This is a genomic window from Streptomyces sp. NPDC002788, from assembly GCF_053592115.1.
In genome coordinates this window covers 1-23011 of record NZ_JBSFVB010000003.1, presented here as the reverse complement: position 1 = coordinate 23011, position 23011 = coordinate 1, and the positions used below count along the sequence as shown (strand labels likewise).

Annotated in this window: 17 protein-coding genes, 1 tRNA gene and 1 riboswitch; of the genes, 9 read left to right on the top strand and 9 right to left on the bottom strand. The window is 72.1% G+C overall.

Translation table 11 applies throughout. The features are described from left to right. Window positions 1–84 precede the first annotated feature (84 nt). Together ACWD1U_RS06695 and ACWD1U_RS06690 are read right to left on the bottom strand one after the other, a co-directional pair. A complete protein-coding gene (locus ACWD1U_RS06695) occupies window positions 85–726 on the bottom strand; it encodes a GTP cyclohydrolase II (protein WP_451105076.1) in 642 nt (213 codons plus the stop codon). Window positions 727–869: 143 nt separating this feature from the next. Next, window positions 870–1385, bottom strand: a complete 516-nt coding sequence (locus tag ACWD1U_RS06690) for a MarR family winged helix-turn-helix transcriptional regulator (protein ID WP_451105074.1) — start codon at window positions 1383–1385, stop codon at window positions 870–872. Between the two features lie 77 nt (window positions 1386–1462). Between ACWD1U_RS06690 and ACWD1U_RS06685 the strand changes: the two genes are divergently transcribed. From ACWD1U_RS06685 to ACWD1U_RS06670, 4 genes are all read left to right on the top strand, one after another. Continuing rightward, window positions 1463–2593, top strand: coding sequence for a dihydrofolate reductase family protein (locus tag ACWD1U_RS06685; protein WP_451105072.1), 1131 nt, complete (start codon window positions 1463–1465; stop codon window positions 2591–2593). 124 nt (window positions 2594–2717) lie between these two features. Continuing rightward, window positions 2718–2791 (top strand) — tRNA-Met (locus ACWD1U_RS06680). Between the two features lie 294 nt (window positions 2792–3085). Further along, a riboswitch (cyclic di-AMP (ydaO/yuaA leader) is annotated at window positions 3086–3242 on the top strand. A gap of 11 nt (window positions 3243–3253) precedes the next feature. Beyond that, window positions 3254–4285 (top strand): M23 family metallopeptidase, encoded by a 1032-nt coding sequence (locus tag ACWD1U_RS06675; RefSeq protein WP_451105070.1) that lies wholly within the window; start codon window positions 3254–3256, stop codon window positions 4283–4285. 153 nt (window positions 4286–4438) lie between these two features. Continuing rightward, on the top strand, window positions 4439–5383 hold the full coding sequence (locus tag ACWD1U_RS06670; protein WP_451105069.1) for an aldo/keto reductase: 945 nt from the start codon (window positions 4439–4441) through the stop codon (window positions 5381–5383). Between the two features lie 79 nt (window positions 5384–5462). Here the strand turns inward: ACWD1U_RS06670 and ACWD1U_RS06665 are convergent, their stop codons facing one another. From ACWD1U_RS06665 to ACWD1U_RS06650, 4 genes are all read right to left on the bottom strand, one after another. After that, the gene (locus tag ACWD1U_RS06665; protein ID WP_451105067.1) at window positions 5463–6791 is read right to left on the bottom strand and encodes a PrsW family intramembrane metalloprotease; all 1329 of its coding nucleotides are present in this window, start codon (window positions 6789–6791) and stop codon (window positions 5463–5465) included. A gap of 59 nt (window positions 6792–6850) precedes the next feature. Next, the gene (gene trmB / locus ACWD1U_RS06660) at window positions 6851–7681 is read right to left on the bottom strand and encodes a tRNA (guanosine(46)-N7)-methyltransferase TrmB (protein ID WP_451105065.1); all 831 of its coding nucleotides are present in this window, start codon (window positions 7679–7681) and stop codon (window positions 6851–6853) included. A gap of 87 nt (window positions 7682–7768) precedes the next feature. Further along, a complete protein-coding gene (gene lhgO, locus ACWD1U_RS06655) occupies window positions 7769–8965 on the bottom strand; it encodes an L-2-hydroxyglutarate oxidase (protein ID WP_451105063.1) in 1197 nt (398 codons plus the stop codon). 136 nt (window positions 8966–9101) lie between these two features. Continuing rightward, window positions 9102–10526 carry an MFS transporter gene (locus ACWD1U_RS06650; protein ID WP_425952295.1) on the bottom strand — a complete coding sequence of 475 codons (1425 nt, stop codon included), beginning with the start codon at window positions 10524–10526 and terminating at the stop codon, window positions 9102–9104. 790 nt (window positions 10527–11316) lie between these two features. On the opposite strand from ACWD1U_RS06650, the gene ACWD1U_RS06645 reads away from it, so the two are divergent. Together ACWD1U_RS06645 and ACWD1U_RS06640 are read left to right on the top strand one after the other, a co-directional pair. After that, entirely contained in the window at window positions 11317–13434 is a 2118-nt protein-coding gene (locus tag ACWD1U_RS06645) for an asparagine synthase-related protein (RefSeq protein WP_451105061.1), read from the top strand. Beyond that, the gene (locus tag ACWD1U_RS06640; RefSeq protein ID WP_451105060.1) at window positions 13332–13757 is read left to right on the top strand and encodes a BTAD domain-containing putative transcriptional regulator; all 426 of its coding nucleotides are present in this window, start codon (window positions 13332–13334) and stop codon (window positions 13755–13757) included. The genes ACWD1U_RS06645 and ACWD1U_RS06640 overlap by 103 nt, the downstream gene beginning before the upstream one ends. On the opposite strand, the gene ACWD1U_RS06635 is transcribed toward ACWD1U_RS06640, so the two are convergent. Beyond that, window positions 13744–15690 (bottom strand): sigma-70 family RNA polymerase sigma factor, encoded by a 1947-nt coding sequence (locus ACWD1U_RS06635; RefSeq protein ID WP_451105059.1) that lies wholly within the window; start codon window positions 15688–15690, stop codon window positions 13744–13746. The genes ACWD1U_RS06640 and ACWD1U_RS06635 overlap by 14 nt on opposite strands. 467 nt (window positions 15691–16157) lie before the next feature. Beyond that, on the bottom strand, window positions 16158–16925 hold the full coding sequence (locus ACWD1U_RS06630) for a TetR/AcrR family transcriptional regulator (RefSeq protein ID WP_451105057.1): 768 nt from the start codon (window positions 16923–16925) through the stop codon (window positions 16158–16160). 376 nt (window positions 16926–17301) lie between these two features. On the opposite strand from ACWD1U_RS06630, the gene ACWD1U_RS06625 reads away from it, so the two are divergent. Both ACWD1U_RS06625 and ACWD1U_RS06620 read left to right on the top strand, forming a co-directional pair. After that, window positions 17302–18681 carry an NAD(P)/FAD-dependent oxidoreductase gene (locus ACWD1U_RS06625; RefSeq protein ID WP_451105055.1) on the top strand — a complete coding sequence of 460 codons (1380 nt, stop codon included), beginning with the start codon at window positions 17302–17304 and terminating at the stop codon, window positions 18679–18681. 173 nt (window positions 18682–18854) lie between these two features. Then, window positions 18855–20522: an ATP-binding SpoIIE family protein phosphatase gene (locus ACWD1U_RS06620; protein ID WP_451105053.1), complete on the top strand. Its 1668-nt coding sequence runs from the start codon at window positions 18855–18857 to the stop codon at window positions 20520–20522. A 12-nt stretch (window positions 20523–20534) separates the two neighbouring features. Here ACWD1U_RS06620 and ACWD1U_RS06615 read toward each other — a convergent pair whose 3' ends face one another. After that, window positions 20535–21800 (bottom strand): MFS transporter, encoded by a 1266-nt coding sequence (locus ACWD1U_RS06615; RefSeq protein ID WP_451105767.1) that lies wholly within the window; start codon window positions 21798–21800, stop codon window positions 20535–20537. A gap of 123 nt (window positions 21801–21923) precedes the next feature. Here ACWD1U_RS06615 and ACWD1U_RS06610 point away from each other — a divergent pair, with 123 nt between their 5' ends. Next, window positions 21924–22472, top strand: coding sequence for a MarR family winged helix-turn-helix transcriptional regulator (locus ACWD1U_RS06610; RefSeq protein WP_451105052.1), 549 nt, complete (start codon window positions 21924–21926; stop codon window positions 22470–22472). The last annotated feature ends 539 nt before the right edge of the window (window positions 22473–23011 follow it).

Here is a 23011-nt window from a genome sequence, read left to right as displayed (position 1 = left end):
GGAGGTCGCCCTCTTTCAAAGGCGGTACCCGATGAGCCGAGAGGCAAGCAACCCCGTTCAGAACCCGGCCGGACCGTGGGCGGCTCAGCCGGCGCTGAGTTCCGTCAGCGCGGCGAGCGGCAGCGTGTGCTGGGTCTGGAGGACCTTGGCGCGCAGGTAGCGGACGTTGTGCGCGGTGGTGAAGACCCCGGTGGGGACGCGGTCGCGGACGCCGACGCCCAGCTCCCGCAACTGACCCGCCTTGTCGGGGTTGTTGGAGAGCAGGTCCAGTTCGCCGATGCCCAGGGCCCGCAGCATCTGGGCCGCCGCCGTGTAGTCGCGGGCGTCCTCGGGCAGTCCCAGGGCCGCGTTGGCCTCGTACGTGTCGAGGCCCTCGTCCTGGAGGGCGTACGCGTCGAGCTTGTTGTAGAGGCCGATGCCGCGGCCCTCCTGGCGGAGGTAGAGGAGTACGCCGCCGCGCTCGGCGATGCGCTCGACCGCCTCGCGCAGCTGCGGACCGCAGTCGCAGCGGGCCGAGCCGAACACGTCCCCGGTCAGGCACTCGGAGTGCAGCCGCACCAGCGGGACGGGGCCCGGCTCACCCAGGACGACGGCCACGTGCTCCTGGCCGTCGGCCAGGCCGTGGAAGGTGACGAGCTCGGCGTCGGCCTGGTAGCCGTCGTGGAAGCGCAGCGGGACCCGGACGCGGGAGCGCGGGGTGGCGAGGACTGCGGGGGTGTCGGGCATGCGGGGCCTCCGGGTTCCGTTTCCTGTTCGGCTGCACAGCCGTACTTCTCAGATGTGCTTCAGATTTGAAGCAGATCCACGATCGGAACCCTACTCTTGCTTGAAATTTGAAGCAATGAGGACGCGGTGCCTTGTGGCGCGCGTCACGAACAGGCGGACGAGGACCTCCGCCGCCACGGCACGTCGTCCGACGCCGGCCGCTCCCCGTCCTCCTCGAGTCCCTGAGCGATCGCAGCGGAGATCGCCTCCAGCTGCACCACCTGCTCCTCGCTGAGCCGGTCGAACACGAAGCTCCGCACGGTTTCGACATGTCCCGGTGCCGCCCGCTCCAGCACGGCGAACCCCTCGTCGGTCAGCGCCGCGACACTGCCCCGCTTGTCATACCGGCAGGCCTCGCGCCGCAGCATGCCGTCCTTCTCCAGTCGCGTCACCGCGTACGTCAGCCGGCTGCGCGTGATCTTCAGCCGCTCGGCGAGATCGGTCATGCGCAGCCGCCGTTCCGGAGACTCGGAGAGGACGGACAGGATGGAGTAGTACAGGTGCGGCATGCCGGCGTCCTGCTGGAGCTGCCGGTCGATCGCGTCCTCCAGGAGCAGTGAGGCGGCGATGTACGCGCGCCAGGCGCGTTGCTCCTCGAGGGTGAGCCAGCGAGTCGTCATGCCGCCAGTGTAGGTTTGTTTCAAACTTGAACCAAGCCCTGCCCAGTCCCGCCGTCCCGACCAGCCGCGGAGCGTCGATGCCCCACCCGTACGTCCTGCTGTCCGCCGCCGTCTCCCTCGACGGCTACCTGGACGACACCGGACCCGAACGCCTGCTCCTGTCCGGCCCCGCCGACTTCGACCGGGTCGACGAGGTCCGGGCGTCCGTCGACGCGATCCTGGTCGGCGCCGGCACCCTCCGCGCCGACAACCCCCAGCTCCTGGTCAACTCCGCCGAGCGGCGCGCCGCCCGCACGACCGCCGGCAAGCCCGAGTACCCCCTCAAGGTCACCGTCAGCGGCTCCGGCGACCTCGACCCGGACGCCCGGTTCTGGCACACCGGCGGCGAGACGGTCCTCTACACGACCGACGAGGGCGCCGAACGCGCCCGTGCCCTCGGCCTCGCCACCGACATCGTCCCCCTCGGCCCCGACCTCGACTGGCGCCGGCTCCTCACCCACCTGCACGACGTGCGGGGCGTACGGCGGCTCATGGTCGAGGGCGGCGGCCTGATCCACACCCAGCTCCTCACTCAGGGCCTCGCCGACGAACTCCAGCTGGTCCTCGCCCCGCTGTTCGTGGGCGACCCCGGGGCGCCCCGCCTCTTCGGACCCGGCGGCTACCAGTCCGGCCGGCTCCGGCTGCTGGAGACGCGGCGGATCGAGGACGTCGTCCTCATGCGCTACGAACCGACCGCCCCGGGCACCGGACCGCTCCCGGTCGCCGCCGACCACCACTGGCTGGCCGTCGCCTGCGCACTGGCGGAGCGGTGTCCGCCGTCGGACACGGCGTTCAGCGTGGGTGCGGTGGTGGTCGCGGCCGACGGCACCGAACTGGCCCGCGGCCACTCCCGCGAGGGCGGCGATCCGGTCGTGCACGCCGAGGAGGCGGCCCTGGCCAAGCTCGACCCGGCCGACCCGAGGCTCACCGGCGCGACCGTCTACAGCAGCCTGGAGCCCTGCGCCCGCCGCGCCTCCCGTCCCGCACCCTGCGCCCGGCTGATCCTCGACGCGGGCGTACGACGCGTCGTCACGGCCTGGCGTGAGCCGGACACCTTCGTGGCCGGGGCCGACGGCAGCGGTGTCCTGGCCGCCGGGGGAGCCGAGGTCGTCGTCCTGCCGGAGCAGGAGGAGCGGGCCAAGGCGCCGAACCGGCACCTGCTGCACTGACCGGACCCCGGCGCCGACGGGCTGTTCACCGCGTGGGAGACCTCGTCGCGCGGGCGACCCGGGCGGCCGAGGAGCCGGTGTGCACGAGCTGTCCCGCGGATGGCGTACACTGGAGTCACAACGACGCGGGGTGGAGCAGCTCGGTAGCTCGCTGGGCTCATAACCCAGAGGTCGCAGGTTCAAATCCTGTCCCCGCTACTGAAGGCCGAGGGCCGGAATCCGAAAGGGTTCCGGCCCTCGGTGCATTCCCGTGCCCGGACGCGTCGTTACGGCCAGTGAGCGAATCGCCCCGCTCCGCATAACAACTGACGAACCATCAAAACTCATGAGTCACTTGCGAGGCGGTCAACTCGCCCGATTTACTACGGTCGTGGCAGGTAAGTCCGCACGAAAAAGGTTAATGATCAAGCGGAAGCGCTGGAATACCCACCGTCCGTCTATTAACGTTCGATAACGCAGCGCGGTCGTCCCAGCCGTCACAGAAGGCGGCTCCGTGCGCACGCGCCGAATCCCGAAAGGGAACCGGGGAACCACCACTTGGGGTGAATCGAGCGGATGCCGCCGTGGAAGCACGGTCGGTATACGCGCGTAGGAGACCTTCCTGCTCCGAACCCGTCAGCTAACCCGGTAGGCGAGAAGGAAGGAAAGGAGTACGCCCACGTGGCGTCCAACCGGCCTGCCCCCGAGGCCCCGTTCGCGACGGACCAGCGCGACACCGAGACGTTCGGCTACGGCCGTCAGCGCACCGACGAGGGCCCGTTCCAGGAGTGGAACCCCACCGCGGAGTCCATCCGCCCCGTCCGTGGCCGGCATCGTGTCACCAAGCAGCGCGGCGGAGGACTCGCCCGCAGCTCCACCGTCCTCGGCGTCGGCGTCATCGCCGCCGTGGGCGCGGGCGGTATGGCCAGCGCCCAGACCGGCAAGCCGCCGGTGTCGATCTCCGTCCCGGACCTTCCCTCGGTGGGTTCCCTCATCTCGGACGACGACACCCCCCAAGGCTCCGCCACCCCGCTCAGCAGCCTCGGCACCGCCGCCGCGGAGACCGACCAGGGAGCCGACGGCGCGGGCGAGGCGCTGCGCGCCCGGATCATGGCCCAGGTCGAGCACCAGCAGGACCAGGTGGAGAGCAAGGCCGCGCAGCAAGCCGCGGCCGCCGCCGAGAAGGCGGCCCAGGAAGCTGTGGCCAAGGCGGAGAAGGAGGCCAAGGCCAAGGCCGCCGAAGCCAAGAAGAAGGCGGAGGAGGAGGCCAGGAAGAAGGCCGAGGCCGAGCGGCTCGCCGCCCTCGCCAAGCAGTACACGCTGCCGACCTCCTCCTACACCATCACCTCGTCCTTCGGTCAGGCCGGCGCCTACTGGTCCTCCGGCTACCACACCGGCCTCGACTTCGCCGCTCCCACCGGCACGCCGATCAAGGCGGTGCACAGCGGCACCATCACCGAGGCCGGCTGGAACGGCTCGTACGGCTACAAGACCGTCCTCACCCTCGATGACGGCACGGAGATCTGGTACGCGCACCAGTCGTCCATCGGCGTCAGCGTCGGCCAGAAGGTCAGCACCGGTGACGTCATCGGCCGCGTGGGCGCCACCGGCAACGTCACCGGGGCCCACCTCCACCTCGAAGTCCACTCCGGTGGATCCTCGAGCGGCATCGACCCGAGGGCGTGGCTGCAGGGCAAGGGCCTGAACCCGTAAGCGGACACCGCCCGTCGGAGCACCGGCGGCCCTGACGACGCCCCCCGACGTCAGGGCCGCCGGTTTCCGTACTCGGGTGTGTCCAAAGGGGTTTGCGGGAGCTTTGCGTCCGCTGCGGAATGAGGCATTCCCTCACGTTCGTTGACGCACGGTATGACGTCTCTTCGCAAGCTCGGCTCTTCCGACCTCGAGGTCTTCCCGCTCGCCCTCGGCGGCAACGTCTTCGGCTGGACCGCCGACGAAGCGCAGTCCTTCGCCGTCCTCGACGCGTACACCGCCGCCGGTGGCAACTTCGTCGACACCGCCGACGTCTACTCGGCCTGGGCCGACGGCAACCGGGGCGGCGAGTCCGAGACCCTGCTCGGCACGTGGCTCGAAGCGCGCGGCAACCGCTCCGAGGTCGTCGTCGCCACGAAGGTCAGCCAGCACCCCGAGTTCCGGGGGCTGTCCGCCGCGAACATCGAGGCCGCCGCCGACGCCTCCCTGCGGCGCCTGCGCACCGACTACATCGACCTCTACTACACCCACTTCGACCAGCCCGACGTGCCGGTCGAGGAGATCATCGGTGCCCTCGACGCACTCGTGAAGGCCGGCAAGGTGCGCCACATCGCCGCCTCCAACATCTCCGCGGAGCGGCTGCGGGCGTCCCTGGAGTTCTCCGACCGTGAGGGGCTCGCCCGGTACGTGGCCCTCCAACCCCACTACAACCTGGTGTCCCGCGACACCTACGAGGGCGAACTCCAGGACCTCGCCGAGCGGAGCGGCCTCGCGGCCGTTCCGTACTACGCGCTCGCGTCCGGCTTTCTCACCGGCAAGTACCGGCCCGGTACGACCGTCGAGAGCGTGCGGGCCGGGGGCGCGGCCAAGCACCTGGAGACCGAGCGGGGGCGGCGGGTGCTCGGCGCGCTCGACGAGATCGCCGAGGCGCATGACGTCCCCGTGGCGACGGTGGCACTGGCCTGGCTCGCCGCCCAGCCGACCGTGGCGGCGCCGATCGCCTCCGCGCGGACGGTGGAGCAGTTGCCCGCGCTGGTGGGGGTCGGGGAGCTGACCTTGACGGAGGCAGAGGTCGGGCGTCTTACGGCGGCTTCGGCCTGAGGGCATGAGGGCCTGAGGTCTGGGGGCTCGGGGTCCCGGTCGTTGTTCGGGTCGGGCTTACGGGCCGGGCTTCTCGGGGCTACGACCGGTAGGGGTTGTACGCGGGGTACGGCGTCGGCCGATGGCCGTACCCGTACACCCCGTACACCGGCCAGGGCGGGGCCGTCACCGGGACCGGAGGGGCCGTGATCCGCGCCGCGTGGTCCAGCGCGGGGCGGGCCGCCTCCCGGCGCCGCCACAGTGCGTGGAGCAGTTCGCGCTCCCGTACGGCGAAGTCGGCCCCGGCGCGGCCGCGGCGGGCCCGGTGCCGGAGGAACGCGAGGGACGTCGCGTACGCCTCGTACCGGGCCACCTCCCGTGCCGCCGCCTTCCCCGCGTGACGGCGTGCGTACTGGCGGGCTATCCGACGGGCCCGCATCGAGCCCAGCGCGTACGGCTCCGCCGGGGTCAGCCAACCGGCCACGGCGTACGCGGGCAGCTCCTCCCGTACGGTCCTCAGCTCCCGTTGCCGGGTCCAGATCACCAGCCACGTCAGCAGCCCGAAGATGGGCACCATGAACGCCGCGTACACGGCGAAAAAGCCGTACTCGCCGAAGGCCGACGAGCCGTTCCACATCGCGTGCATGCCCATCGCGAGCAGGAGTCCGGACAGTGGGAACACCACGCGGCGGATGCGCTGGCGGTCCGCCGAGAGCGCGGAGATGCCGAAGCCGATGCCGGTGAGGACGGTGAACAGCGGGTGCGCGAACGGCGACATGACGATGCGCACGAAGAAGGTCGCCGCCGTGACGGAGGCGATTCCGGTGTGGCCGGTGAGCTGGTCGGTGCCGAAGGCGGTGCCCAGGTAGAGGATGTTCTCCGTGAACGCGAAGCCGGTGGCCGTGACGCCGGCTATGACGACTCCGTCGACGATGCCGGTGAAGTCGCGGCGGCGGAAGAGGAAGACCAGCAGGACGGCTGCCGCCTTGGCCGACTCCTCGACCACGGGGGCTATCACCGTCGCGCCGAGCGTGTCCGCGCTGGACGGGTCCGCGGTCGCCGTCGCTATCCATCGCGTCGCGAAGCTGTTGGCGACGATCGCGATCAACGCCGCCGCGCAGGCCCCCCAGGCGAAGCAGAACAGCAGGTTCCGCCAGGGGCCCGGTTCGACCCGGTCCAGCCAGCGGAACGAGGCTATGAGCAGGGGGACCGGGAGGACGGCCAGGCCCAGCCCGACCAGGAACCCTTCCGTGCCGGTCTCTTCGCGGACCAGGGCGAGGATGACCAGGCCGGAGATCGCGAGGAGCGTGGTGGGGGCGCCGTAACGCACCCAGGGCCGCTGCCACCAGTGTGCGTGCCGCAGCGAGCCGCCGACGGGGGTGCCGTCAGGGGGACCGCTGGGATAGGGGTGTGTGGGGCAGGTGGCCAAGGCGTTGACCCTAACGACGGGGTGGCGCTGTCCGCGGGCGGGGGATGTGCCGGGTGCGGTCAGGCGCCGGTGGGGGGTTGGTCCGCGTGTTGTACGCGCCGGAAGAGCAGGTCGTTCACGACATGTCCCTTGTCCAGTCCCTGGCCCTCGAAACGGGTCAGGGGCCGGAAGTCGGGACGCGGCGCGAAACCGCCGTCCGCCTGCGTGTTCTCGAAGTCGGGGTGTGCCGTGAGTACGTCGAGCATCTGTTCGGCGTACGGTTCCCAGTCGGTGGCGCAGTGCACGAGCGCCCCGGGCCTGAGGCGGGTGGCGGCCAGGGTCAGGAAGTCGGGCTGGATGAGCCTGCGCTTGTGGTGCCGCTTCTTGGGCCAGGGGTCGGGGAAGTAGACGCGGAGGCCGTCGAGGGAGTCCGGGGCGAGCATCTCGCGGAGCAGGATGATCGCGTCGCCGTTGCCCACGCGGAGGTTGGACAGGCCGTTGCGGTCGGCGAGATTGAGCAGGTTGCCCTGGCCGGGGGTGTGGACGTCGACCGCGAGGATGTTGGTGGCGGGGTCGGCGGCGGCCATCTGGGCGGTGGCCTCGCCCATGCCGAAGCCGATCTCCAGGACGACGGGGTTGTCGTTGCCGAACAGGTCGGGGAGGTCGAGGGCCCGGCCGTCGATGTCGAGGCCCCACTTGGGCCACAGACGCTGCAGGGCGTCCGCCTGGCCGGCGGTCACCCGGCTCCGCCGCGGTTGGAAACTCCGGATCCGCCGCTCGAAGTGCGACCCGGCGGGATCGGCCTTCGGCCCGTCGGGAAAGCGCGGCTCTCCCTCGACCCGGGTGGGCCGGTCGGAGGCGCCGGGGGTGTCGGGGTGCGGGGTTTCGGGGGTGTTCGCGGAGTCAGACACAGTGAGGCCGATTTTACGGGGTGGCGGGCTTGGGGCGGCCTGTGCCCGGTCCGGTGGGGGTGCGCGCTTGCGCCTGCCGCCGTGCGCTCACAGTGCGCTCAACGCCCTCCGTGCCACCTCGCGCCCGATCGGCAACGACGCCGTAGCCGCAGGGGACGGTGCGTTGAGGACGTGCACCGTGCGGGCGCCCTCGCGGATCAGGAAGTCGTCCACCAGCGTGCCGTCTCGCAGGACCGCCTGTGCTCGCACGCCCGCCGCCGTCGGGACCAGGTCGTCCTCGGACACCCCGGGCAGCAACTTGCGCACCGCCTCCGTGAACGCCCCCTTGGACAGCGACCGGCGCAGCTCCCCGGCCCCGTAGCGCCAGTGCCGGCGCGCGATCCGCCACGAGCCGGGCCAGGTCAGGGTGGATCCCAGCTCGCGCAACCGGACCGTGCCCCACCCGTACCCCTCGCGAGCAAGCGCCGGCACGGCGTTGGGCCCGATGTGGACTCCGCCGTCGATCCCGCGTGTGAGATGCACCCCGAGGAAGGGGAACGCCGGATCGGGGACGGGGTAGACCAGTCCGCGCACCAGCTCCGGCCGCGCCAGCTCGTAGTACTCGCCCCGGAACGGCACGATCCGCATGTCCGGGTCGTCCCCGGTCAGTCGCGCGATCTCGTCGCACTGCAGACCCGCGCAGTTCACGAGGACCCGCCCGCGTACGACGTCCCCCGCGGCCGTGAGTACCGCGACACCCCGCTCGGGGCGGCGGTCGACGCGGACGACCCTCGTGCCGTAGCGGATCTCCGCCCCCGAGCCGTGCGCCAGCTGACGTGCTACCGCGACGAAGTCGCAGATGCCGGTCGTGCCGACGTGTATCGCGGCGAGGCCCCGCACCTCCGGCTCGTACCGGGCGATCTGGGGCCCGCCCAGTTCCCGGACCGGAATGCCGTTCTCCCGGCCGCGCTGCACGAGTGCGTGCAGGCGGGGCAGCTCCGCGCGGTCGGTCGCGACGATCAGCTTGCCGGTGACCGCGTGCGGGATGCCGTACTCGGAGCAGAACTTGACCATCTCGGCCGCGCCCCGCACCGCGTAGCGCGCCTTGAGGGAGCCGGGGCGGTAGTAGATGCCGCTGTGGATGACGCCGCTGTTGCGACCGGTCTGGTGGCGGGCCGGGCCCGGTTCCTTCTCCAGGACGGTGACACGTGTGCCCGGTGCGGCGCGTGTGATCGCGTACGCCGTGGACAGACCGACGATCCCGCCGCCGATCACCAGTACGTCACAGTCGTATGCGGGCCGCACGAGCACCACCTCCCACTACCGATAGTGCACTGCGCCACTGACAGCGCGTTCAAACGCCGGGACGGGCATCGCACCCGACGGCCGTGGTCAGCCGTAGATCAACCGGGACTCAGGATCACCGCAACTCGGCGGACGCTCACGCGGGAGTCATCAGCAGCGGCCGTGCACGCTCACGAAGCTCCACCACCCGCGGTTCGTCGCCGTACGGCTCCAGCCGGTGCAGAAGATCCTTCACGTACTCCGTCGTGCGGGCGGACGAGATGCGCCCCGCGACCTCCACGGCCCGGACCCCCTGCTCGCACGCCGCGTCCAGGTTCCCCGACTCCAGTTCGGCGACCGCGGAGACGACCAGGCGCAGGCCGTGCGAGCGGACGAACTCCTCCGTCGGCTTCGACAGGGCCTGCTCGGTGAAGCGGCGGACCTGGCGGGGTGCCTTGAGGTCGCGGTAGCACTCGGCCGCGTCGGCGCAGAAACGGTCGTAGGAGTAGAAGCCGAGCCAGCTCGGGTCGTGGTCGCCGGGGCGGGCCCGCTCCAGCCAGCTCTCGGCAGCCTTCAGGGCGCCGCCGGCCGCCTGGGCGTCACCCGCGCGGGCGTGGGCACGTGCCTCGACGAGGCGGAAGAAGCTCATGGTGCGGGCCGTGGCGAGGCCGCGGTTGCGTTCCAGGGCGGCCTGCGCGAGGTCCACGCCCTCGTCGCCGAAGCCGCGGTAGGTGGCCTGGAGGGACATGGAGGCCAGGACGTAGCCCCCGAGGGGGACGTCCGCCGCCGCTCGGGCCAGGCGCAGGGCCTGGATGTAGTAGCGCTGGGCCGCTTCCTGCTGGCCGGTGTCGAAGGCCATCCAGCCTGCGAGGCGGGTGAGTTCGGCGGAGGCGCCGAACAACGCCCGGCCGACCTCGTCGGAGTAGGAGCCGAGCAGCAGAGGGGCGGCCTCCACCCTCAAGCACTCGGGAACCATCGACGAACGCCAGTCGCCGCCGCCGTACTTGGAGTCCCAGCGTCGCGCGTCCTCGGCGGCCTCCCGCAGCTTCTGCACATCGCTGTGGCCGACTTTGAGCGGCGCGCCGGATCCCTCACCGGGGCCCACGTCCCGCGCCACCGAACTGTCGGCCGGGGTTATCAGCCATCGCGAGGCCGGCGTTGCGTATGCGCTCACTGCGAACGATCCGGCCAGCGACTGCCAGATGCCGCCAGACCCGGCGCGGCGGCCGGCGAGGTCGAGGCGGTACAGCTCGGTCGCGGACTTCACCGCCTGGCCGACATCGCGCGGAAAGGCGAGACCGACCTCGGGCGCGGGGTCCGCGTCCGCCAGGCCGATCTCGTGCAACGGCACCGGACGGCCGAGCTTCTGGCCGATGGCGGCGGCGATGAGGTGCGGCGCCGCACCCTGCGGCACCATGCCCTTCGACACCCAGCGCGCCACCGACGTCTTGTCATAGCGAAGCGTCAGTCCTCGCTGGGCGCCAAGATCGTTGACGCGCCGCGCGAGGCCTGCGTTGCTGATTCCCGCGAGGGCGAGAACGGCGCCGAGTTTTTCGTTCGGCCCGCGTTGCTCCCTGGACATGCGTCACCCCTCGACACAGACGGCTGCCGCGCTGGCATAACCGTGCGGCATTCGTAAACCCAGCGTAGTTCGCCGCATCCCAAGCGTTAAGGGGCATTCTTCCGGTTGGCGGGATTGTGGTCCGTACTGAAGTGCGGTTCAGATACGGGCAGTTGCGACGTGCTCCCACTGTGTGGCCGTGCGCCCGGCCGTGCGCTCTTCTCCGGCCATCACGGGAGCGATTCCATGGTTTTCGCGTGGGTCGGCCCGCTGTACTGGATCCAGTGGGCTGGGGGACACCGCCGCCTTCATCCCCGCGGGCGGCGGAACGGTCCGGGAGGCGTGCTCCGTCTCCCGGACTGCGCGACCGGGTGACAGGGCTCGAGGCCTGTACGGAGAGTGTTCGATGCTGCCCACCCGACGGCGATTTGGCTGAAAATCGACCCCGCCGGTCGAGGGGCATCAGGGCTCCGACCACGGTACTTGAGGGCGTGTCGGGCGCGATTGGGGCGCGTATCGGGGGCGCATTCGCGTCGCAGTCGTACCGCAGACATGTCGCCGACGTGTCTTGCGTCTTGGCCGGACTCTTCTTCGCTTCCGCCTGCGTCACCCTCTTCTCCGCTCACCCTTTCACCCGACTCGCGTGTGGCGCGCGGGTGTTCGGGGTGTTCCCCACCGCGGGGGCGGCTCCGCCGGGGCGCATTCGGCGGAGCGCAAGCGGCGCGGGCACCCTCTGGAGCGCTTCCTTCATGGCAGCATGGTGAACCGGTTCGTACGGTGCACTGGTTGTCCACAGCCTGTGGAGGCGGCGATGCGGTGGTTGGTGGGATGGAGCAGCACCGCCGCGGGAGCCGTCGCTTCCGGATCGGCGGGGGCCACCGGGAACGACGGCGAGACTCTGCACCCGGTGGGGTCCCAACTCCTGTGGGGCGACCCGGATCCGCTGTGGGCGGTCGGCGACTGGCGCCCCGACGAGGTCCGGGTCGTGAAGGCCGACGACCGGACCCGGATCGCCGTGCTCGGTATCTGCGGCGCCACCGACGAGCAACTCCGGGTCGCTCTGTTCGCCGCGCGCGGCGGGGCACTTCGGCATCTGACCGCCTGGCCGGGCAGCTACACCGCGATCGTTCAGGTCGGCAGGCGGGTCACCGTCTGCGGTGACCTGGCGGGCGCGCGGCCGGTGTTCCACACGCCCTGGGCCGGCGGGACGGCGTACGCCACGGCCGCGCTGCCGCTGGCCGACCTCATCGAGGCCAACCTCGACTTCGGGCATCTCGCCGCGCTGCTGGCCGCCCCCGACGTGCCCGCCGCGCTGCACGACTCCACGCCGTACGACGGCGTGAAGCGCATTCCGCCGGGGCATGCCCTCATCCTGCGCGCCGGGGCTCGGGAGATCGCCGGGTACGAGCCGGTCGCCTCGCTGGCGGTGGCGGCCCCTCCGGCCGATCCCGACAGCGCGGTCGACGGAGTGCGCGACGCCCTCGTGGAGGCCGTACGCACGCGGTTGTCCGCGCCGCGGCACGTCCCCGGGGCGGACATAGACCCCGGGCCCGTGCCCGGCATGGGTCCCGCCGAGCGGCGTGCCGCGCGCGGGATGCCGGTTCCGGGGATCGGGGCGGATCTGTCCGGCGGCCCGGCCTCGGGGGCACTGGCGCTGCTCGCCGCGGGGCTGCCCGGGATGCCGGGCACCGTGCTGGGGCACGGCACGGGCGCGGGCGAGCGGCTGCTGGCGGTGACCTTCAACGACCTCGCTGTCGGAGGGCGGGAGGCCGAGCTGGAGCGGGCGGGGGCCCTCGCGGCGAACCCGCGGCTGCACCACGTCGTCGTGGCGGGCGGTGAGGAGACCCTGCCGTACGCCGACCTGGACGGCCCGCTGACGGACGAACCCGGGCCGTGCCTGGTCTCGGCGGCGCGGCACCGGGCCCGGCTGGCGGCAGGCAGCGCGGACCACTTCACCGGGTACGGCGCGCGGCAGGTCCTGGACGCCCATCCCGCACGACTGGCCGACCTGCTGATGGACCGCAGGCGGCGCCATCTCGTGCGGCCGGTGGCGGCGTTGGCCAAGGCGGACGGGTCGGTGTTCGTCCCCGCGCGCGTGTACGCGGCGGCGCGGCGGCTGTCCCGGACGCCGTACCGGGCGGGCCTGGAGTTCCTCGCCGAGCGGCTCCTCGACCCCCGGTCGGACGACGGTCTCGACGCGACCGGCGGTGCGGTGGAGGCCTCCCTCGCCGCGCTGACCTGGGGCAGACCCGGGCCGGCGGCGCGCTGGCTGACTGGTGAGGCGCTCGCCGAAGTATCGGTTCGTCTCCAGGCGTCGACGCACCGGTCGGAGCTGGTGGGGCCGGGGCAGCGGCCCGGTGACTTCCGCGCGCGTGCGGCGCTGGCCCGGCATGCGGCGGACCTGCGGGTGCTGGAGCAGGCCGCGGAAATCCGCTTCCAGCGGCTGCACGCGCCGTTCCTCGACAACCAGGTCGTGCGTGCGGCCCGGGCACTGCCCGAGGCGCTGCGGGTGCGGCCGGGGGCCCGGGCGGCGATCCTGCGTACGGTGCTGGAGGGGGCCGGTGTCCGCGAGCTGCCGCCCGGGTGGGGCGCCCCGACCCAGGCGACGGCGGCGGCCGTTGCGCGCACGGGCCTGCGGGTGGCGGCGGACTCGTTGGTCACCCTGTTCGACACGCCGCTGCTGGCGGAGGCGGGGCTGGTCGAGGCCCGGGTGGTCCGCAAGGCGTTGCGCAGCGCGGCAGCGGGTGAGCCTCTTCCCCTGGACGGCCTCGCCGACCTGGTCTCCATGGAACTGTGGCTGCGCCGCCTGCTGTCCCGCCGAGGCACGTGCTGGACGGGGACGCCGGCACGGCAACGGGCGGTACCGGCGGGAATCGCCCCGCAGCGGGGGGCGTTGGGGGCCGGGGCCGGAGGTGGGCGGCGGGTGTAGCGCCCGTCCGGCCGGGGGCGGGGTGTGCCTGCGGCGCCCTCGCCGACCTCCCTGACCGTTCCGCCGTCGCCCGCCTTGAGGCGATCGGGCCGGAGGCGGTCCGGGCCCGGGCGGAGGCCCGGCTACGGCTCGGCCGCGCGCAGGACGTCGTACCGGAACCGCGGGAGATGACCGCCGTACACCCCTGCGACGAACCGCTCCGCGTCCCCCCCGCCGCCGAGCTGCTCGCGGCGCTGGTCGACAAGCCCCCCGTCGTGGCGGCACCCGGTGCGCAGGGCGGCTCCACAGGCATGCGCGGCTCGGACACCGCTAGCGGCAGGTGAACCTCGGCTCCGCCCAGTCGGCCGGTGCCAGGTCGTCGAGGGCGCTGCGCGGTTCCACCACCAGCCGGACGGTGCTGCGGCCGGTGAGATCCACATGGACGCGGACGGCCGGGTCACCGCCCTCGACCAGCCCGGACCGCCACAGCCGGACCCCGTCGGCGTAGACGGCGAAGTACACCCTGCCGAGCTTCAGCGCCATGTCGTCGACTCCGACGAGCGCGTCGTACGAGGTGCAGGAGCGGTTGAGGCCGATGGTGACGGAGGAGCGGCCGTGCACGGTGACACCGTGCGTGTAGCGCTGGTCGCCGACGGACATGCCGTACCGCTTCCAGACCCGGCTGCTCGCGCCGATCCGCATCTCCGGCTCGGTGCCGTCAGCGGTGACGTCGTAGGACAGGTCGCTCCACTGGTAGACGGCCGGGGCGGGCGGCGGTTGCGGCGGTGGAGACGGGGTGGGCGTGGGTGCGTGGGCCGGGGGTGGGGTCCGTCTCGGCGGCGCGGGAGACCGGGTGGGCGTCGGGGCCGGGGTCGGGGACGCGGAAGGTGCCGGGTTCGGGCTGGTCCTGGAGCGCGTAGCCGGCGCGGGCGTCTCGGCGCCCACGGGCACGAACGCCGGTGGCCGCGGCGCGGGTTCGCGCGGCGACGGGGAGGGCGTGGGCTCACCGGGGCGCACCACCGACGTCGGCGGAGGGGGCGAAGGCGCGGACTCGGCCTCCTCCTTCGGCTTCTCGTTGCCGGCCAGTGCCAGCAGCACCGCGGCCGCGACGCCCATGGCGACCACACCGGCCGCGATACCGGCCTTCACCGGGGCGCCGAGCCCCTCGGACGCCGCCCCACCGCCGCCCCCGGACGCCCCGGCTCCCCCGGACGAGCCGCCCGCCGCCGAAGCCGCACCGGCCGCTCCCGCACCGGCGCCTCCGGCGATGAGCCCGGCCGCCTTCGCGTAACCGGCGGCACCGAACCAGCCGATGACGGCGACCGGCACGAGGGCGGGGATACCGCCGGCCACTTCCGCGATCTGGCTCGCGGCCAGCCGGCACCTCCCGCACTCCTCCAGGTGCTCGCGCAGCCCCCGTTCGGCACGCGTGCGCAGCCGGCCGCGGGCGTACGTGCCGAGCTGGTCGGCGTAGCGGGCGCACTTCTCGTCGGCGGTGAGCGTGGCGCTGACATGGGCCTGGAGGTAGGCCTGCTTGAGGCCCTCGCGGGCCCGGCTGGCGAGCACGCGGGTGCCGTTGGCGTCCAGCCCGAAGAGCGTGGCGACCTCGCTGGGGGACTCGTCCTCCACCTCGGTGTGCCAGAGCACGGCCTGCCACCGCTCCGGCAGCGATCGGAAGGCCCGCATGGCCATGGACTGCTCGGCCTCGCGCATCGCCCGCACGTCCGCGCCCGGTTCGAGCGTGTCGTCGTCGGACACGTCGGATCCGCGGGCGGACTGAGCGGCGAACGCCGCGAAGTCGTCGACGAGCTGCTCCCGGCGCGCCGACCGGGTCCAGGAGGCGGCGACGCGCCGCACCGAGGTGAGCAGATAGGCGCGTACGGCGTGCGCGGGGCCGGACCCGCCGCGGACCGCCTGGAGCATGCGGGCGAAGACTTCGGCGGTCAGGTCGTCCGCGGTGTAGGCGTCACGGCAACAGGTCCGGGCGTACCGGCGCACGGCCTGCGCATGGCGCCGGAACAGCTCCTCGTACGCCGTGTCGTCGCCCGTGCGCATCCGGTCGATGAGGTCGGCGTCGGACGGCGGCGACTCGCGCGGTGGCGGCAGGACGCTGTCCGCGCGCCATGCGCGCTGGGCCGGGACCGAGACTTCGGCGGGCCCGCCGGGCGGGAGACTCGCGCGTCCGCCCTGGATCGGCACCTGCGGCGGAACGGGGCCGCCGGTCGTGGCGTCGCCGCCACCGCTCCCACTCGACTCGTCCCGCCCGTCACCGCTCATCGCGGAAAGCCCCCGCCAGCCACCCAACCCGTCCGGACCACCGGGTCAGAGTGCCATAGCGGCTCCTCGCCGGAACCCCGGAGTTCGGACCATCACTCGTCCGTGGGGAACTGCCGCACGTCAGTACTGTCCATCACTCGTTCAGGGAAGGCTCCCGTTTCGCTCCGGGCACCCGACGCCCTGCTTCGGGCCGGCCGTCGTGCTCCGGGCTCCCGAGGTCTTGCGGTACGGCGGCATCGCCGACGGTGGAGGGCACGCACGCGCTTCAGGCCCGGCCGTCACGATCCGGGCCCCGGCCGTCACGATCCGGGCCCCGGCCGTCACGATCCCGGCCCCGGAGACAGGCATGGGGCCCGGAAGACGAGCCACCGAGCCCCACACGCTCCGAGTCCCGACAGCACGCCCCGAGCCCCGTCACACTCCTGGCCTCGACAGCACGCGCCGAGCCCCGAAAGCACACCGACAGCTCACGCCGGCCGCGAGCGCAACCCCTCCAGCAGGATGTCCAGCAGCCGGGCCGACGCCGCCGCCTGCTGTGCGGCGTCCGGCAGCGAGGGCGCGGCCGTCGCGATCACCAGCAGCACGTCCGCCACGGACACGTCCGCCCGCAGCTCACCCGCCGCACGCGCCCGCTCCACGAGATGGCCCACGACCTCGAGCAGCGCCGCCGCCCCGGTGTCGTCCTCCGCCCCGACCGCCGGTGCGGCGACGGCCGCCGACTGGTCCGGGACCAGCCGCAGCTCCGTCGAACCCGGCTGCATCCGCTGCTGCGGCACCCGCGCACCGCCGGTCCCGTCCTCGACGGAGACCCGCAGCACCTGCGGCGGCAGCAGCCGCCCGGCGCCGGAGGCCACCGACGTCCGCAGGAAACGCGACAGCGCCGACCACGGCTCGTCCTCCTGCCCGAGCGCCGCACGCGCCTGGTCGGTCAGCCGGGAGGTCTCCTCCTCGGCTATCCGGCGCACCAGCACGTCCTTGCTCGGGAACCGCCGGTACACCGTGCCCACGCCGACCCGCGCGCGCCGCGCCACGTCCTCCATAGGCGCGCCGTACCCCAGCTCGCCGAAGACCTCGCGCGCCGCACGCAGCACGTGCTCCAGATTGCGCTGTGCGTCCACACGCAGCGGTGTCGTCCGCGCAGCGTCCGCGCGTCCGTGGCCCGTCGCCGCGCTCATCGTCGCGCCACCCGCTGCCAGAGCGGATGCGGACGACCAATGAGAATCCTGAACATGCATATGCATTCCCCCGGTAATGACGTCTCCCCCCGGAGACACTCCCCGCCATTCGATGCCGGGGCGGGAGAACAGGCTCGGGTCCGTGGGTCCGACGGTCGCGGACCCGGTGAGCACATCCCCCTACACCCCGTCGACACACGAACATAGTTGAGAGGGGGTCAATTCAGAAGGGTTAGGTTCCGCACGGAGCGCCCACCGATCGGAGTACGGGCCGTATACGTCCCGAATGTGCCCCCGTACGCCCCCCGCACCACCACGTCTGACCTGCGCCTATCCCTCGCAGCTCGCCGATTCGGCCAACTCCGCGCGCTCTCCGCCTCAGGTCACACGATTCGTCGAGGCTGTGGACAAACGCAAGCGGCGGGTGCGTCATGGGATGGTGAAGGAACGTGCGCGCATTCTCGTTGTCGGTGGTGGCTACGTCGGGATGTACACGGCCCTGCGCCTGCAGCGCAGACTGAAACGGGAACTGGAGCGGGGCGAGGTGGAGATCACGGTCGTCACCCCCGACCCGTACATGACGTACCAGCCGTTCCTCCCCGAGGCCGCCGCCGGCGCCATCTCCCCCCGCCACGTCGTCGTACCGCTGCGCCGCGTCCTCGACCGGTGCCGAGTCGTCATCGGCGAGGCCACCGCCGTCGACCACGCGAAACGCACCGCCACCATCACCACCCTCGCCACCGAGGAAGAGGGCACGGGCGGGCAGCGGCTGTCCTACGACGAACTCGTCCTCGCCCCCGGCTCCGTCTCGCGCGCCCTGCCGGTCCCCGGCCTCGCCGACCACGGCATCGGTTTCAAGACGGTCGAGGAGGCGATCGGCCTGCGCAACCACGTCATCGAGCAGATGGACATCGCCTCCTCCACCCGCGACCCCGCGATCCGCGACGCGGCCCTCACCTTCGTCTTCGTCGGCGGCGGCTTCGCCGGTGTCGAGGCGCTCGGCGAACTGGAGGACATGGCCCGCTACGCCGCGCGCTACTACCACAACATCCGGCCCGAGGACATGAAGTGGATCCTCGTCGAGGCCTCGGACCGCATCCTTCCCGAGGTCGGCGAGGAGATGGGCCGCTACACCGTCACCGAACTGCGCCGCCGCAACATCGACGTCCGCCTCGAAACCCGCCTCGAGTCCTGCGCCGACCGGGTCGCCGTCCTCAGCGACGGCGCCCGCTTCCCGACCCGTACGGTCGTCTGGACGGCCGGCGTGAAACCCCACCCGGTGCTCGCCGCCACCGACCTGCCCCGCAACGGCCGCGGACGCCTCACGTGCACGCCGGAACTGTCGGTCGAGGGCGCCGCGCACGCGTGGGCCGCGGGAGATGCCGCCGCCGTGCCCGACGTGACCGCCGACGAGCCGGGCCGCGAGTGCGCCCCCAACGCCCAGCACGCCGTCCGCCAGGCCAAGGTCCTCGCCGACAACATCGTGCACACCCTGCGCGGCGAGCCCCTGACGACGTACGAACACGCCTACGTCGGCTCGGTCGCCTCCCTCGGTCTGCACAAGGGCGTCGCCCACCTCTACGGACGCAAGCTCAAGGGCTACCCCGCCTGGTTCATGCACCGCGCCTACCACCTCAGCCGCGTGCCCACCTTCAACCGCAAGGCGCGCGTTCTTGCCGAATGGGCCCTGGGCGGCCTGTTCAAACGGGAGATCGTCTCGCTGGGTTCACTCGAACACCCCCGGGCGGAGTTCGAACTCGCGGCCGGTGGAAAGCCTTTCCAGGACCCCCCGCACAACCCGAAGGGGTCGTCCTGACCGAACCCAGGAACTCCACCGGCCGGCCCGGCGTCTGACGGATGTCGGTCCGGTCCGCGCCCTGCCAGACTGGTCCACCACCGCGGGCGTGCCACCCCACGTCCCGGTGCGGGCCCCCGGGGCCCCGGCCGGTTCCGGTGCCGGCCGCCGACCACTACACGAGGCAAGGATTCGTGAACTTCACGCGCTGGAGCGCCCGGCTCCCCGGAACGCAGCGCCGCGCCGCAGCGCGGACCGAGCAGACGGCCTCCCCGGACCGGCGGGGGGAAGGCTCCGTACCCGCCGCCCGCGCCGAACAACTGACCGACGAGGCACCGTCCGTACCCGCCGTCGACGAGCTGCGGGTGCGCGAGGTCCTCGACCGCGTCCCGTCCCTCGTCGCCCTGGTCCACGGCCCCGACCACCGCGTCGCCTACGTCAACGACGCCTACACGACCGCCTTCGGCGTACGCCCCCTGGGTGAACGCGCCCGCGAGGCCCTCCCCGAGCTGGACGCCCTCGGCCTGTTCCCCCTCCTGGACCAGGTCCAGCGCAGCGGCAAGCCGCGCACGGTCAAGTCCCGCAAGGCCCCCGACGGCCGCTCCTACACCTTCACCTGCACCCCGGTCGCCCAGGGCGACGGCAAGGGCGGCAGTGACGGCCGCGGCGTCCTCGTCTTCGCCAACGACGTCACCGACCACGCCGAAGCCGCCGAACGCCTGCGCGCCAGCGAACGCCGCCAGCGCGAAACAGCGGTCACCCTGCAACGCTCACTGCTCCCCCAGGAACTCGAAGAACCCGACGACCTGCGCATTGCCGCCACCTACCACCCCGGCGGAACCGAAGCCGCGGTCGGCGGGGACTGGTACGACGTCATCACCCTGGGCGGCGGCCGCACGGCCCTGGTCATCGGCGACGTCATGGGCCGCGGCGTCCGGGCGGCCGCGGTCATGGGCCAGCTCCGCACGGCGGTGCGCGCCTACGCCCGCCTCGATCTCCCCCCGCACGAAATCCTCCAGCTCCTCGACGGCCTGGCCGCCGAGATCGACGCCAACCAGATCGCCACGTGCGCGTACGCCATCCACGACCCGAACGAGGGCAAGCTGGTCTACGCCTCGGCAGGCCACCTCCCCATCCTGGTGCGCGACGAGAGCGGCACGGTCCTGCGCGCCGACGAACCCACCGGGCCCCCGCTCGGCACCGGCGGCTGGATCCACGCCTCTGGCTCGATCCCCCTCGGCCCCGGCTCCACGGCCGTCCTCTACACGGACGGCCTGGTGGAGCGCCGCGACGCGGACCTCGACGAGGGCATCGCCGCCCTGGAACGCGCCTTGTCCGGCGCCACCGGCACCCCCCAGGTCGTCTGCGACCGCCTGGTCCGCTCGGCCGGCGTCACCCCCGACCACGACGACGACGTGGCCGTCCTGGTCCTGCAGCACCCCGCACGCACCGGCCCGGAGAGCGAGCTCTTCCGCAACGCCGCCCTGGAACTCCTGGGCGGCGTCGAAGCGGCCCCACGCGCGCGTGCCTTCGCCTCCGGTGTCCTGACCAGCTGGCGCTTCCCCGCCGACCTGCACGACCTGGGCGTCCTGGCCACCAGCGAACTGGTCGCCAACTCCCTGCAGCACGGCACCCCGCCGATGCGCCTGCGCCTGCGCCGCACCGACCGCCGCCTGATCATCGAGGTCACCGACGGCGACGACCACCTCCCCAGACGCCGCCGGGCGGAACCGGGCGACGAATCGGGCCGCGGCATCGCCATCGTCGCCACGATCGCCTCCAACTGGGGCTGCCGCCGCACACCGGGCGGCGGCAAGGCGGTGTGGTGCGAGTTCGTCCTGCCGCGCACCCCGGTGCCGTAGGCGGGGTGGGGGTCAGACGTCAGCGGAGACGGGCGCTCCGCCCCGCGCCACGACCCGGCTCTTCGCGAGCCACGGCTGGTCCTGCGCGTCGGTCAGCTGCCGCCCCAACCGCACGGCGAGGACGGTGATCCCCAGCGAGAACACCAGGAACGCCACGATGTACGGCGCGTGCAGCGAGGCCCCGAGCGGTCCGCCCACGGCCGGCCCGACGGCCAGCGCGAGCTGCTTGACCAGGGCGAACGCGGAGTTGTACTGACCGGCCATGCCCTCCGGCGCCAGATCGGCGACCAGCGGTGCCACGGTCGGCGACAGCATCGCCTCACCCAGCCCGAACAACGCGTACGTCGACACGAACGCGGCCGTCGCCATCTCCTGGCTCCCGTGCCCGAGTCCCGCGTACCCGGCGACCGCCCATGCCACGGCCCAGATCAGACCGACAGCAGCGATCACCCGCGACCGCCGACGCCGCTCCACGTACCGCAGCACGGCGAACTGCGCGACGACGATCACCAGCGTGTTGGCGGCCAGCGCCGTCCCCAGCGCGGACGTCGAGATCCCGGCGGCCTCGACCCCGTACGCGCTCAGCCCCGACTCGAACTGCCCGTAGCAGGCGAAGAACAGCACGAAGCCCAGCACACACAGCTGCACCATGGCCCGGTTGCCCAGCAACTGCCTCCAGCTGCCCCGCCCCGAGGCCACGGGCGCGTCCTCGATCCTCGGCGCGTGCGGCATCCGCACGGTCGTCATCACCACGACCAGCAGCAGGAACATCACCGCCTCGATCGCGAAGAGCAGGGTGAAGGAGGCGGCGCTCGACGCGTCGACCAGATGACCACCGATGAGACCGCCCACCCCGAGTCCGAGGTTCTGCAGGAAGAACTGCATGGCGAACGCACGCGACCGGGTCTCCGCCGACGAGCAGTCCACGATCATCGTCGCCAGCGCCGGCTGCATCACGGCCTGCCCGGCTCCGAGCAGGGAGGCCGACACCAGCACGGCCGCCGCGCTGCTCGAGATTCCCAGGCTCAGCGCCCCCACGGCGGCGGCGACCAGGGCGGTGAGCAGCACCGGCAGCGGGCCGCGCCGGACGATGGCCCGCCCGGCGAACGGCAGCACGATCAGCGCGGCCACAGCGAAGACGGCGAGTACGAGACCCGCCGTCATGGCTCCCAGCCCTCGCACCTGCGCCACATAGACGTACAGGTACGGGACCGTGAAGCCGAGCCCGAAGGCGCTGAGTGCGTTACCCACGTGGATCCGGCGCATCGCTGCGCCCATCGCCCTGGTCACGTTCACCTCTCTCACAAAACAGGAGTGAAGACTTCGAAACTAAAGTTCGAAGCTAAAGAGTACATACCCAAGGACTTCAAGGCAAAGAACGGCCGTGCCATACTGCGGCCCATGGGCGACACCCCCGGCCCCAGCGAGCCGACCCTCGAAGAGCAGATCGCCGCGTACCAGCGCGAGTTCCAGGACCTCGACCCCCAGGTGGAGCAGATCGTCTCCGCCCTGTCCCGTCTGAACCGCCGCATGAACGTCGCCTACGGCCGTCAGACCGCGGCCCTCGGCATCAGCAACGCCGAGTGGGAGGTCCTCAAGGCCCTCGTCCTCTCGGGCGCCCCCTACCGTCTGGGCCCCAGCGACCTCGCCAAGCGCCTCGGTCTCACGCCGGCCGCGATGACCCACCGGATCGACCGCATGGTTGCCGAATCTCTGGTGACCCGAGAGCGAGACGAATCGAACCGCGTACGAGTCATCGTGGAGCTGACACCAGAGGGGCGAGAGAAGTGGCTGGAGGCGATGCGCCTGGCGTCGGTCTTCGAGGAGGACCTGCTCCAGGACCTGTCCCCGCAGGAGCGCACGGCACTGGGCGACGTGCTCACCCGCCTGCTGCGCCGGGTCGAGGACGCCCAGCCAGACGCCGGCGGACGCCTCACCGACCTGGACTGACGCCGAGCGAAAAGATCTTGACAGGGGCCGCTTGACACCCCCATGCCGGATCCGTAAAGTTCTTCGGGTTGCCGCGGAGCCGTAACGGTTCTGCGACAGCACTTCTGCCGCACCAGCGGCACCCAACCACCAGCAAGATCGCTCCCAACGGGGTTGATTTCGGCGTGCCCGAATTCAATTCGAATTGGGACTCGACGGCCCGAGATCGACGAGAACCTCGATTTTGGAATCGCCGAGGGGACGCGCTAAGGTTGGACACGTCGGAACGGCCCAACAGCCGCGAAGGCAAACCCTGCTGACAGGGAATCGGGCCCGAAAGGATCTGATAGAGTCAGAACCGCCGGAAAGGGAAACGCGGAAGCGGGAACCTGGAAAGCACCGAGGAAATCGGGTCGAGAAAAGATCTGATAGAGTCGGAAACGCAAGACCGAAGGGAAGCGCCCGGAGGAAAGCCCGAGAGGGTGAGTACAAAGGAAGCGACCGTTCCTTGAGAACTCAACAGCGTGCCAAAAGTCAACGCCAGATATGTTGATACCCCG